The following is a 13386-nucleotide window of genomic DNA, read 5'->3' as shown; positions in this document are numbered from 1 at the left end:
TTATTCCTTGTGGTAAGCCGTGACGCGTGCGACTTCTTCTTTCGAACCGAGGTACACCGCTACACGCTGGTGCAGGCCTTCAGGCTGAATGTCGAGGATGCGCTGGTGACCATCGGTGGACGCGCCGCCGGCCTGCTCAACCAGGAACGACATCGGGTTGGCTTCGTACATCAAGCGCAGTTTGCCTGGCTTCGATGGCTCGCGGCTGTCACGTGGGTACATGAACAGGCCGCCACGGGTCAGGATACGATGCACATCGGCAACCATCGCGGCGACCCAGCGCATGTTGTAGTTCTTTTTCAGCGGGCCTTCATCGCCTGCCAGCAATTCGCTGACGTAGCGTTGTACCGGCGCTTCCCAGTGACGCTGGTTGGACGCGTTGATCGCGAATTCCTGAGTGGACTCCGGGATCGTGATGTCTTCGTGGGTCAGTACGAAGCTGCCCATTTCACGGTCCAGGGTGAAGCCTTTGACGCCATTGCCCAGGGTCAGCACCAGCATGGTCTGTGGACCGTAAATCGCGTAACCGGCGGCAACCTGCTGAGTGCCTGGCTGCAGGAAGGCCTTTTCGTTCAGAGGCTCGTTCTGGGTCAGGTATTCGTTCGGGCAACGCAGCACCGAGAAGATCGTACCGACCGGCGCGTTGATGTCGATGTTCGACGAACCGTCCAGCGGGTCGAATACCAGCAGGTACGCGCCTTTCGGGTATTTGCCCGGGATCTGGTAGGCATTGTCCATTTCTTCGGATGCCATGCCGGCCAGGTGACCGCCCCATTCGTTGGCTTCGAGCAGGATGTCGTTGGACATCACATCAAGCTTCTTCTGCACTTCGCCTTGGACGTTTTCAGTGCCCATGCTGCCCAGAACGCCACCGAGGGCGCCTTTGGACACGGCGTGGCTGATTTCCTTGCAAGCACGCGCCACCACTTCGATCAGGAAACGCAGATCGGCAGGGGTGTTGTTGCTACGGGTCTGCTCAATCAAATAGCGACTCAGGGTAACGCGGGACATGGAAGGCTCCGGTGGAATTGGGGGCTAAAAACCCGCGCAGTTTAACGCGAGTCGAGGCGCATTTCCTCCTATCAGACGTGATACGCCCAATAGAGTTCATGCGCCGGGTTGAGCGTAGTTCGAAATGGGCCGGGTTTGGCGGCAGATTCGGAATTCTTGGTGGCTGTGAAGACGCCTTCGCGGGCAAGCCTCGCTCCTACGGACAGATGGGTAAACTGTAGGAGCGAGGCTTGCCCGCGAATGGCGCGCAGCGCCGGCCATTCTCAGGGTTTGACGGGAGGCTTGCGCAGCAAACTGAACGCCATTGCCGCCAAAAACAAAACGCTCAACAGCAACACCGCCCACAACCCGAACTTCTTCCAGTTCGTGTCCGTCGCCGCTGCCGCTGTTCCCGTGGATGTGCTGCTCACCGCCGCCGCACCGTCCACCGAAGCCTTACCCAACGCCGCCCACTTCGCCGCGCTGTAATCCGGAATCAGCGTCGACAACGACAGGTTCGCCGCCTTCACCGTCGCACTCCCCAGCGCCAGCGTATAAGGCCCTGCCCCGCGCGCCAGGAACACCAATTGCGTCGAGCGCACGGCAAACTTCACCGTCGGCGCTTCAGCGCCCAAGCCACCGCCGCGCTCATCCACGACAAGTTTCAACTGCTGCACGGTTTGCCCCGACAGCTGCAATTCGTTCTGCACCACGTCCTGGCCACTTTGGGTCAGGCGATAGAGCAAACCGCTGGTCAGCGGCTGCCACGGCAGACTGCTTTCGCGACGCCCGGACAACGTCACCGGCGCCAGGCTGTTGGGCTGACTCAGCTCGACCTGGACCCGTTCGACATTCAGCCCCATCGGCAACTGCCACGTGTACTCACCCGCCTTCACGCTGCTACCGGCCAACGGTTGCGACCAGACCAACGGCAGCGGCAGGCTGCGGGTGCTCGCGCTTTGCAGCTGCGCAGACGTCAGCGCCGGCGCCGATTGCGGTGAATTCCACAGCAAGCGCAGATAACGTGCCGACTGCCCCGGCAAGCCAACTTCATGCTGCTCGACCCGCTCGTCGGCAAACGTCAGCCGCGCGACCTGCCCTTCGCCCCACGGCTGCCAATGCTGCAAGTCGTCGCTGGCCTCGATGGTGAAACGCTGAAAGCCATCGCGCTCGCTGGTCCAGTCGAGGATTAACTGCTGCAACGGCGCCTTGATGCCACTGGCGTCGAGCAACCAGCCGCGCAGCACTTCTTCGCCCGCCTCCAGCTGACTGGATGGCTGCACTTCAACCAACGTGCCGTTCGCGCTGGATTGCACGCGTATGCCCGGCGCGCGCTCCGTGGCGTCCGCCGAGGTGTACAGCGGGAACCATTTCACGTCGGTCAACGTGAGATTTTCGCGGGCTGATGCCGCTTCTCGAGCCAAAGCGTAAGCCTGGGTCTCGCCGGCAGCGTTGAAGACGCGAACATCGCTGAGGTCCGTTTGCCGCGCATTCAGTTGCACGCTCAAAGGCAATTCGAGGCGATACCAAGGCCCCTCGCCGCTCAGTGACAACGGCACCTGCTTGGCGAAGTCCGCCGGTTTTTCCTGAGCGCTGGCGGACAGCGCCACACCCAGCGCAACAGCGCCCAACCAGCCCAGGTTCAGCTTCTGACTCAAGACGACACTCCTTCGGTTTCAGGGGCCGGCCTTTCAGTATCCGGCACAGCCTCGGCACGTTTGGGCGGCAGCGGCGCAAAATAGCCCACCACCAGCAGCAACACGCCGACGCCGATAAACGACACGATCCGCGCAAGACCGCCGCGGTTACTCAATTCGACAAAGAACAGTTTGGCCACCACCACGCCGATCAGCGCGGCGCCGATCAGCCAGACTTCGCGGCGATGACGCAGATGGCCGCCGATCATCAGACTCAGCGCCATCAAGGTCCAGACGATGGACAGGCCGGCCTGCACCAGCATCGACTCAAGCAACGCCTCCAGCTCGAACGGCACACCACCCCAATGGTGTGCAGTGCGCATCACCAGCACGGTGAAGAAGGCGAACAACGAGACCCCGGCGATCAGTTGCGTGGCGTGAGCAACGTGATCCTTGCGAATCGACAGCTGCGTGACGGCGCTGCGGGACCAGACGTAGACGCCGAACAGCGCAAACAGCAAACCCAGTTCCAACGGGTTGATCAGCGGCACATACGGCAGAGGTTCGGCAGTGCCGTCGCTGACGGTATTCGCCAGCCAGAACCAGCCAAGCATCAGCACTGCCAACGGTGCCGCCGCGTAGAAGCGGTATTCGCGAGGATACGCCGCCACTGGCCATGGCCAATTGCGCGGCGCCGCCATCAGCACCAGATACACACTCGGCAGGATCGCCCAACCCAGCCAGCGCCAGGCGTTGTACTGCTCGGACAACAGCAGCAAACCGTAACGCAGCTCCAGCGCGAGCACGCCGATCAACAACCAGCAGCCGAGTACATGGGCGGTGCTCAGCGCACGCGCGGGCAGCATGGGCGCCAAGCGTCGCAGGGAGACGAAATGCACGACGAACACCGCCGCCCACACCAGCCAGCCGAAATTGGCCGCCGGGTGATAACGCGAGTGCCACGCCGCCAGCAGTACCAGACCGGCAGCAGGAATCAGCAAGGTGCAGAGCAGGCCCAGCGCCGACCATTTCAAACGCAGCGTCAACACCGTCCAAAGCGCCACGCTCACGGCCGCAACAGCCAGCAGCAAGGTCGCTTGCAGATTCAGCGGTGCAAAGCGCAGCACTTCGCTGATCCACGCCAACGCCCACCAACCCGCGCCCCACACCAGCAGCACTTCGGACAAACGCTGCAAGCTCAGCACATCGAAGGCCGAGGCATGGTTGCCGAGCTGCAAGCGCCAGGCCCCGACCATCGCGGCCAGGCCCAACACCAGCGGTGTCCAGAAGCCGCTGTGGGCCAGCGGTTTCAAGCCTTCGCTGGCCAACGACCCGAGCAGGTCCGGCCCGGCGAACAGGAACGCCGCGCCGCCAATCACCTGCAACAGCAGGCCAAACACAAAACTCACGCGCTGCTTGAGGTACAGACTGAGCCAGATGATGAACAAGCCACTGGCCGCCCACACCGCACTCGCGGTTTGCCATGGCAGCACGAACAGCACCGCCAGATTGATCAGCACCAGACCGGCCAGCAACACCACCGACAATCCGCGCAACAGTCGAACGTCGTTGCGCACCATCTCATCGCGAGCCGCGAGCAACATGCCGGCGATCAACGCCAGGCCGATCAGGGACGCACTGAGCAATCCGCTCCAGCCCGCGCTGAACACCGCAGCCGATTCACCGCTGGAACCTTGCAACCGCAGCAGGAACAACGCACCGCCGAGCAATTGCACGGCGAACGCGGTGAACAGGAACGTGCGCGATTGCAGACGCAAGCCGACAAACAACGTCGCCAACCCCGCCAGCGCCCAACTGATCGCGGTGCCGTGGGTCAGGAAGAACAACGGCGCCAGCAGATAGAGAAAGGTCAGGCCGAGGCAGGCCAATACCGGCAGCCCTTTGCGTTCCCATTCCGATGTTTGTTCGGGCAAGGCTTTGCGCAATTGATAGAAGCTGAACAACAACGCCGCGCCGAGCATCAACGCGCCCAGTGGCGCGCCGTCGAGCAAGCTGCTGTCGCCAATGCGCAATTCGCTGACAAACGCCAGCGCCGAGCCCAGTTGCAGCAGCAAGGCAAACGCGCGAGCCAGCGGTCGTTGCTGACGCAGGCCGAGCCAGAAAATCCCGGCGCCTTCCACTGCCCAGGCGGCGGCCGTCCAGCGCGCGTCGAGCCCTAGGGGAATCGCGAGGCTGGCGAAGATCACGCCCAACGCCAGACAGGTTTCCGCGAGCAGCAATGCACGGCCGCTCACCAGCAACCGGGCCAGTCCCATGTAGATCATGCCTAACGCCAATGCGCTGAACGCCGCGGCAAACTCCAAATGCTGAACCAGAGCGAACTGCAAACCGAAGCCCACCAGCGGCGGGCCGAACAGCATCGTGCCGTCAACGTAATCACCCTTACGCGCCGACCAGCGCAGCAGTGCCTCGCGACTGTCGTCCTCGGGGGCGTCGCTCATCTCCAGCAACTTGCGCCGAGCGAACAGCAGCCCGATGGCCAGGTACATCAGGAAGAACAGAATCAGGAACGGTTCGGTGCTCCACAGCAATTCCGGGGTGTAGGAGCGCAGGCCCCAGGCGAAACCGATGCCGAAGGTGCCGACGAAACCGATCAGGTTCAGCAGTCGCCAGGCCTTGAACCAGGCGATGGCGAGGATGCCGGCATTGAGCAGAGCGAAGTAGCTGAACAGCGCGACGTGGTTGCCGGCGCCGGTGGACGTCAGGATCGGTGCGGCGAAACCGCCGAGTGCCGCGGCAGCCGCCAGGCCCAACGCATCCTGAGTGATGGCGAGAATTGCCGAGAACACCGTCACCGCGACCAGCAGGCCCAGCGCTGCTGTCGGATCGAGCAGCGGGTGCAGGCGCATCGCGGCAAACACCGTCAGGTATAACACGGCAATCCCGGTGCCTTGCAGCATCAGCGCGTAATTGCTGTTGCGTGTTCTGAGCCACCAACCCAGACCGAGCAGGCCCAACGCAGCCGCTGCAACCCCGGCGTAACGCAGCTCGATCGGCACTACCATGCCTTCGGTGGCATAACGCAGCAGGAACGCCAGACCGAAGAACAACAGCACCACGCCGACCCGCAGCACGGTGTTGCCACCGAACAGCCAGTTGCGCGCGCCACTGATGGCCCGCTCGATGAAATTCGGGCCGCGAGGGATCGCAGGTTGTTGTGGTTCGCGGGCGACCGGCTCGGGTGTCCAGACATCGTCGGGCAGCGGACGGCTGGTTTGCGCTGCCGTCGCGGCCATCGGTTCGAGTTCGGGTGGAAGCTCCCAGATCATCTCCGGGGCTTCGAGAGGAATTTCATCGAGTGTGAATTCAGGAGACGGGGCGGCTTCGCTGGCAACCGGTTCGCTGGTTTGCGGCGCTGTGACGCCAGTCACCTCCAGCAATGCCAGGCGTTGTTGCACCCCATTCAGCGCAACCTGCGTCTGCTCCAGCAGAAGACGTTGCTCGGCCGCTTCTGAACCCAGGCGGCCGAGGCGAATGGCCTGGCCAATACCCAGCCCGAGCAACGCGCCCAACAGCGCATCGCTGAACGACTCATCGAGTATCCAGCCCAGCACCAGCCCAATCAGCATGAACATCCATTGCATGGTCGATATCCCTAAGCGGCCCATTGCCTTGTGGCGTCTGCGCTGACGCCTTCGCGGGCAAGCCTCGCTCCTACAGAAGAACGCGATCCCTGTAGGAGCGAGGCTTGCCCGCGAAGGTGTTGGCGCAGCACTCACTGAAACTGGTGCTTAGTATATCGATCAGGCCCAACAACCGTCGGGCCTTGCTCGCAATTATTGCTAAAAGTTACTCCAATGCCTTCCAAATCTCCGTGGCGTACTCGCGAATGGTCCGGTCGGACGAGAACCAGCCCATCCGGGAAGTGCTCAACACCGCCGAGCGCCACCAGGCTTCAGAATCGTGCCAATGGGCTTCCACGCGCATCTGCGCGTCCCAGTAGGAATCGAAATCGGCGCAGACCAGAAAGCGGTCGTAGTCGATCAGCGAGTCGATCAAGCCTGCGTAACGGGACGGATCATCCGGCGAGAACACCCCGCCACGAATCGCTTGCAGCACGTCGTTAAGCCGATGGGATGCGGCAATGTCCGGCGTCGCATTGAACTCATGGTTCTGCTTGCGCGCTTCAACCTGCTGGGCGCTGAGACCGAAGATGAACATGTGCTCGACGCCGATGCGTTCGCACATTTCGACGTTGGCGCCATCAAGGGTGCCGATGGTCAGCGCGCCGTTGAGGCCGAACTTCATGTTGCTGGTGCCCGAGGCCTCGAAGCCCGCGGTGGAAATCTGCTCGGACAAATCCGCCGCTGGAATGATGCTCTCCGCCAGGCTGACGTTGTAGTTGGGCAGGAACACCACTTTGAGCAGACCGCGCACCGTCGGGTCGTTGTTCACCACCCGGGCGATGTCGTTGGTCAACTTGATGATCAACTTGGCCTGGTGATAACTGGCTGCGGCCTTGCCGGCGAAGATCTTCACCCGCGGCACCCAGTCGATTTCCGGCTCGGCACGGATCGCCTGGTACAGCGCCACGGTGTGCATCAGGTTGAGCAACTGACGTTTGTATTCGTGGATCCGTTTGACCTGCACGTCGAACATCGCCGCCGGGTTGACCGCGATCCCCAATCGTTCATGAATCAGGTAGGCCAAGGCTTTTTTGCTGTGCAGACGCTGCTCGGCGAAGGCTTTGCGGAACGCACTTTTCTCGGCGAAGGGCTCCAGTTCCAGCAGGCGTTCTTCTGCGTTGTCCAACAGATCCGGACCGAGGGCATCGACCATCATAGACGTCAGTTCAGGGTTGGCCTGGTAGAGCCAGCGGCGGAAGGTGATACCGTTGGTCTTGTTGTTGATCCGCTCCGGGTAGAGCTTGTGCAGTTCGGAGAACACGGTTTTGCGCATCAGCTGCGTGTGCAGCCCGGACACACCGTTGACGCTGTGGGAACCGAGGAACGCCAGGTTGCCCATGCGCACGCGGCGGCCGTTGTCTTCTTCGATCAGCGACACCGCGCGCAGCACATCGAAGTCGTGAATGCCTTTGGCGCGCAGCGAGTCGATGTGCTGGGCGTTGATCAAATAAATGATCTGCATGTGCCGTGGCAACATCCGCTCCATCAAACCGACCGGCCAGGTTTCCAGCGCTTCCGGCAACAGCGTGTGGTTGGTGTACGAAAGCGTATCGACCGTGACCTGCCACGCGGCGTCCCACGCCACATCGTAGACGTCGACGAGTTGACGCATCAGCTCGGCCACGGCAATCGAAGGGTGGGTGTCATTGAGCTGGATAGCCGCATGATCGCCCAGGGTCAGGACCGAGGTGTGCATGTTGCGATGGCGGCGCAGCAAATCCTGCAAGGACGCGGCGACAAAGAAGTATTCCTGGCGCAGACGGAGTTCCTGGCCAGCTTCGGTGCTGTCCGCCGGGTAAAGCACGCGGGAGATACTTTCCGCCCGGGCAACTTCTGCCACAGCGCCCAAGTGGTCACCGGCGTTGAAGCGTTCCAGGTGCAAGTCTTCCATGGCTCGGGCACGCCACAGACGCAGCGTATTGACGCTCGCCCCGCGCCAGCCGACCACCGGCGTGTCGTAAGCAATCGCCCGCACGGTTTCCGCCGGAGACCAGACTTGCTTGGACTTGCCGTTTTCATCGGTCACGGTTTCGACACTGCCGCCGAAGCCGATCGGGTAAACGACCTCAGGCCGTTCAAATTCCCACGGGTTACCGAAATCCAGCCAGTGTTCGGTCTGCTCCTGCTGCCAGCCATCGACGATGGCCTGCCGGAACAAGCCGTGTTCATAACGAATGCCGTAGCCGTGGCCGGCGATGCCGAGGGTCGACATGCTTTCCATGAAGCACGCCGCCAGACGACCGAGGCCGCCGTTGCCCAGGGCCGCGTCGGGCTCCAGCAGGCGGATGCGCTCAATATCGACGCCAAGCTCGGTCATGGCTTCGCGGGCGACGTCAAGCAGGCCGAGGTTGCTCAGGCTGTCGTAGAGCAGCCGGCCAATGAGAAATTCCAGGGAGAGGTAGTAAACCCGTTTCTGACCTTTGCGGTAGATCTGCCGGGTGTGATCCATCCAGTGCTCGACCATGTGATCGCGCGCTGCCAGGGCGATGGCTTCGAACCAGTCGTGGTCGAAGGCGTGATCCGGGTCTTTGCCCACCGCGTAGGTGAGTTTGGTCAAGACGGCATCGCGAAATGCGGCCACCTCTGCTTCGCGAACAAGTGGTTCTTGAGTCATCGATAGGACCTCGAGCGAGCGTTGAGTTGTCTGAGCCTAGACGGTCTGACAGGCGGTCGGGGCTCTGGTTCGGCAGTTTTTCCTGATAGTGCGAGATAGGCCGGCATTACATTGTCGTGTGCCTGAATGAATGCAGGGGCCGTGCCGGATTAACGGTGTTATTGGACGCCACAGAAAAAAACTGGCGAAAGGTTGTTCAAAAATCCACCAGTCCCGGTATGATCGCGCGCCCTGATGCACACGCTGGTAACAACCGATGATGAAGTCCAACCTGATCGCTGCCGCAGAGATCGATCGCCTCGATACCTGGGCAAAATATTCTGCGCCGATGTGCGGCTCGTGTGTATCCAGCTGCTGCACGCTGCCGGTCGAGACCAAGATCAAGGATCTGATCCGTATCGGCATCGTCGACGAGTTCGAGCGCGGCGAGCCAGCGAAGAACATCGCCAAGCGCTTGCAGAAGGAAGGGATCGTCGAGCGTTACAACCAGAAGACCGAGATCTTCACCCTCCAGCGCATGAGCAACAACGATTGCCTGTACCTGGATCGTAAGAGCCGTCTGTGCACTATTTATGAAAAGCGTCCGGATACCTGCCGCAATCACCCGAAAATCGGGCCACGGCCGGGGTATTGCGCTTACAAGCCCAAGGAAGTGGCGCGTGAGACCAGCGAAAGCCGCCGGACCCTCGAGAAGTTCTGATCCAAAACCTCGCTGACTGATAGATCGCTTTCGCGGGCAAGCCTCGCTCCTACAGGTTTTGTAGATCCGTAGGAGCGAGGCTTGCCCGCGAAGGGGCCGGCACAAACACCGCACAAACCCCAGACAAACAAAAACGCCCCCGACCTTGCGGTCGGGGGCGTTTTTTTAGCTGCTAACTAAGTCGAGACTCAGTTACCGCTTTTCTTGGCAGCGCGGGTACGCTCGCTTTCGCCCAGGATCTTCTTGCGAAGACGGATGGACTTAGGAGTGACTTCGCACAATTCGTCTTCTTGAACGAATTCCAGAGCTTGTTCCAGGGTGAAACGGATAGGCGGAACCAGAGCGATGGTTTCGTCTTTACCCGAAGCACGCATGTTGTCGAGCTTCTTGCCTTTGGTTGGGTTGACGCCCAGGTCGTTGTCGCGGCTGTTGATGCCGACGATTTGACCTTCGTACACGTCTTCACCGTGACCCAGGAACAGTTTGCCGCGAGCTTGCAGGGTTTCCAGCGAGTAAGTCAGAGCCTTACCGGTAGCAACCGAAACCAGCACGCCGTTCTGACGGCCGGACATGTCGCCGGACTTCATCACGTCGTAACGGTCGAAGATCGAGGTCAGGATGCCTGCACCGGAGGTCAGGGTCAGGAACTCGTTACGGAAACCAATCAAGCCACGAGCCGGGATGTTGTACTCAAGGCGCACACGGCCCTTGCCATCCGGAACCATGTTGGTCAGGTCGCCTTTACGGATACCGATCTGTTCCATGATCGAACCTTGCGATTCTTCCGGCAGGTCGATGGTCACGTTTTCGTACGGTTCGTGCTTGACGCCGTCAACCATGCGGATGATCACTTCCGGACGACCAACACCCATTTCGAAGCCTTCGCGACGCATGGTTTCGATCAGTACCGAGAGGTGCAGCTCACCACGGCCGGAGACTTTGAACTTGTCGGCGGTGTCGCCTTCTTCAACGCGCAGGGCAACGTTGTAGAGCAGTTCTTTGTCCAGACGCTCTTTGATGTTACGGCTGGTGACGAACTTGCCTTCACGACCGCAGAACGGCGAGTCGTTAACCTGGAAGGTCATGGAAACAGTTGGTTCGTCAACGGTCAGCGGCTTCATCGCTTCGACGTTCAGTGGGTCGCACAGAGTGTCGGAGATGAACAGCGAATCGAAGCCGCTGATGCAGACGATGTCGCCGGCAGCTGCTTCTTCAACGTCAACGCGGTGCAGACCGTGGTGACCCATCAGCTTCAGGATACGGCCGTTACGGCGCTTGCCGTCGGCATCGATCGCCACAACCTGGGTGTTCGGCTTGACGCGACCACGAGCGATACGGCCAACGCCGATGATGCCCAGGAAGCTGTTGTAGTCCAGTGCCGAGATTTGCATCTGGAACGGACCGTCACGGTCAACTTTCGGCGCAGGTACGTTGTCGACGATCGACTGGTACAGCGGGGTCATGTCTTCAGCCATGGCGGTGTGTTCCAGACCGGCAATGCCGTTCAGGGCCGAGGCGTAGACGACTTTGAAGTCCAGCTGTTCTTCGGTTGCACCGAGGTTGTCGAACAGGTCGAAGATCTGGTCCAGAACCCAGTCCGGACGCGCGCCTGGACGGTCAACCTTGTTGATGACCACGATTGGACGCAGGCCGGCTTCGAAAGCCTTCTTGGTCACGAAACGGGTTTGCGGCATAGGGCCGTCTTGAGCGTCAACCAGCAGCAGAACGGAGTCAACCATCGACATTACGCGTTCAACTTCGCCGCCGAAGTCGGCGTGGCCCGGAGTGTCCACGATGTTGATGTGGTAGCCGTTCCAGTTGATGGCGGTGTTTTTCGCCAGAATGGTAATACCGCGCTCTTTCTCCTGGTCGTTGGAGTCCATCACGCGCTCGTCGTTGAGCTCGTTGCGCTCCAGGGTGCCGGATTGACGCAAGAGTTTGTCTACCAGGGTGGTCTTACCATGGTCAACGTGAGCAATGATGGCGATGTTGCGTAGATTTTCGATCACTTGTGTATCTCGATCAGAGGATTCGGTGTGCTGACAGGTCGTGGCAGCGATTAACAGTAGAGTCAGGCCTTGCCGTTACAGCTTGACGGCAGAGTCGGGGGGCCGGTGACGCAGGCCACAGGCATACAGCCCCGGGCTCTTAGCTCGGTCGATAAACGCGCACATTGGCATGCCCCTCACTGAGCAAATGGTGGGCATGCAGGCGACTCATCACGCCTTTGTCGCAATACAGCAGGTACTGGCGAGTAGGGTCCAGTTCCTTGAAACGAGCGTTCAGTGCATAAAACGGCATCGTCTGTACCTCTATGCCAGCGAGCTCAAGCGGCTCGTCTTCAGCGGCATCCGGGTGACGGATGTCGATGATGATCTGGCCCGCCAGTGCATCGCTGACTTCTTCAATCTGCACATCCTGGCCCAATTCGTCGATCACGCGATCGATCGGCACCAGCTTGGCGTTCTCGAGCGCACGCTCAAGAACTGCCATGTCGAACTGTTGTTCTTCGTACTCCACGCGCGGTCGCTTGGCGTGGGTCTTGGGGTTCACCGAGATGACCCCGCAGTATTCCGGCATGTGCTTGGCGAAGTCGGCAGTGCCGATTTCGTTGGCCAGGTCGATGATGTCCTGCTTGTGACTGGCGATCAGCGGACGCAAGACCAACTTGTCGGTCACGCAGTCGATCACGGACAGGTTCGGCAGTGTCTGGCTCGACACCTGGGAAATCGCCTCGCCGGTAACCAGCGCCTCGATGTCCAGCCGATCGGCAATACGGGAAGCAGCGCGCAACATCATACGCTTCAAAACCACACCCATATGACTGTTATCGACTTTCCCGAGAATTTCTCCCAGTACTTCCTCGAACGGCACACTCACAAATAACACGCGTTGGGAGCTGCCGTACTTCTTCCAGATGAAGTGCGCGACTTCCATGACGCCCAGTTCATGGGCCCGTCCGCCCAGATTGAAGAAGCAGAAATGGCTCATCAGGCCGCGGCGCATGATCTGGTACGACGCAACGGTGGAATCGAAACCGCCGGACATCAGCACAAGCGTCTGTTCCAGGGCACCCAGCGGATATCCGCCGATGCTGTTGTGCTGGTTGTGGATCACGAACAACCGTTTGTCGCGAATTTCGATGCGGACTTCGATTTCCGGCTCTTTCAGCGAGATTCCGGCGGCGCCGCACTGACGACGCAGTTGGCTGCCAACGTATTTCTCGACGTCCATCGAACTGAATTCATGCTTGCCGGCACGCTTGCAGCGCACCGAAAAGATTTTCCCGGCCAACGCCTCACCGAAGTGCTGCTTGCACTTGGCGACGATATCGTCGAAGTCGCCCAGCGGGTATTCGTCGACTTGCAGGAAATGCGCGATGCCCGGCATGCAGCTCAGGCGCTCGGTCATCTCCTTCAGGGCTTTGGGCTCGCTGACGCGTGTTTCCAGCTCGAGATTGTCCCACACACCGTTCACCACCACAGCCGGGTCCAGGTCGCGGAGCACGGTACGGATGTTTTTGGCCAACTGGCGGATGAAACGCATCCGTACCGGGCGGCTCTTGATGGTGATCTCGGGGAAGACTTTTACGATTAGTTTCATGAAAACAGCGCGCGCTGGGCCAGCCGAAAAAGGGGGGCGCGGATTATAGCGGAAATTGCTCAAGGTTTAACCAGTTAATGTGCAGAAGGTTTTGAGCGCACCAAAACAGGTCATTTATTGATTTTAACGCTACATTGTAGGGCGAGATTTTCAGCTTACAGACGCTTTGTGCCTTTATAAGCGTGTTATTGGGGC

At 60.3% G+C, this 13386-nt stretch carries 7 protein-coding genes; 1 reads left to right on the top strand and 6 read right to left on the bottom strand.

Annotated features, from left to right (window positions below):
• The 4 genes from ACYZTY_RS30725 to ACYZTY_RS30710 all read right to left on the bottom strand — a co-directional run bounded on the left by ACYZTY_RS30725 (window position 1) and on the right by ACYZTY_RS30710 (window position 8888).
• Window positions 1–1011, bottom strand: coding sequence for a class 1 fructose-bisphosphatase (locus ACYZTY_RS30725; protein WP_461956749.1), 1011 nt, complete (start codon window positions 1009–1011; stop codon window positions 1–3).
• A gap of 263 nt (window positions 1012–1274) precedes the next feature.
• Entirely contained in the window at window positions 1275–2648 is a 1374-nt protein-coding gene (locus ACYZTY_RS30720; protein WP_461956748.1) for a DUF3999 domain-containing protein, read from the bottom strand.
• Window positions 2645–6232, bottom strand: a complete 3588-nt coding sequence (locus tag ACYZTY_RS30715) for a DUF2339 domain-containing protein (protein WP_461956747.1) — start codon at window positions 6230–6232, stop codon at window positions 2645–2647. The genes ACYZTY_RS30720 and ACYZTY_RS30715 overlap by 4 nt, the downstream gene beginning before the upstream one ends.
• A gap of 205 nt (window positions 6233–6437) precedes the next feature.
• Entirely contained in the window at window positions 6438–8888 is a 2451-nt protein-coding gene (locus ACYZTY_RS30710; RefSeq protein ID WP_461956746.1) for a glycogen/starch/alpha-glucan phosphorylase, read from the bottom strand.
• Between the two features lie 259 nt (window positions 8889–9147).
• Here ACYZTY_RS30710 and ACYZTY_RS30705 point away from each other — a divergent pair, with 259 nt between their 5' ends.
• The gene (locus ACYZTY_RS30705) at window positions 9148–9588 is read left to right on the top strand and encodes a YkgJ family cysteine cluster protein (RefSeq protein WP_461959419.1); all 441 of its coding nucleotides are present in this window, start codon (window positions 9148–9150) and stop codon (window positions 9586–9588) included.
• A gap of 188 nt (window positions 9589–9776) precedes the next feature.
• Here the strand turns inward: ACYZTY_RS30705 and typA are convergent, their stop codons facing one another.
• Together typA and thiI are read right to left on the bottom strand one after the other, a co-directional pair.
• A complete protein-coding gene (gene typA, locus ACYZTY_RS30700; RefSeq protein WP_461956745.1) occupies window positions 9777–11597 on the bottom strand; it encodes a translational GTPase TypA in 1821 nt (606 codons plus the stop codon).
• Window positions 11598–11736: 139 nt separating this feature from the next.
• Window positions 11737–13191, bottom strand: coding sequence for a tRNA uracil 4-sulfurtransferase ThiI (thiI, locus tag ACYZTY_RS30695; RefSeq protein ID WP_461956744.1), 1455 nt, complete (start codon window positions 13189–13191; stop codon window positions 11737–11739).
• Window positions 13192–13386: the final 195 nt, after the last annotated feature.

The sequence above is a fragment of the Pseudomonas sp. LB1P83 genome, from assembly GCF_054897885.1.
The sequence above is the reverse complement of the archived record's forward strand: the minus strand, read 5'-3'. Positions and strand labels throughout refer to the sequence as shown.

Excerpts from the sequence above, each read along its gene's own strand:
- ACYZTY_RS30725 (WP_461956749.1), bottom strand. The coding sequence starts at position 1,011 with ATGTCCCGCGTTACCCTGAGTCGCTATTTGATTGAGCAGACCCGTAGC.
- thiI (WP_461956744.1), bottom strand. The coding sequence starts at position 13,191 with ATGAAACTAATCGTAAAAGTCTTCCCCGAGATCACCATCAAGAGCCGC.
- ACYZTY_RS30710 (WP_461956746.1), bottom strand. The coding sequence starts at position 8,888 with ATGACTCAAGAACCACTTGTTCGCGAAGCAGAGGTGGCCGCATTTCGC.
- ACYZTY_RS30715 (WP_461956747.1), bottom strand. The coding sequence starts at position 6,232 with ATGCAATGGATGTTCATGCTGATTGGGCTGGTGCTGGGCTGGATACTC.
- ACYZTY_RS30705 (WP_461959419.1), top strand. The coding sequence starts at position 9,148 with ATGAAGTCCAACCTGATCGCTGCCGCAGAGATCGATCGCCTCGATACC.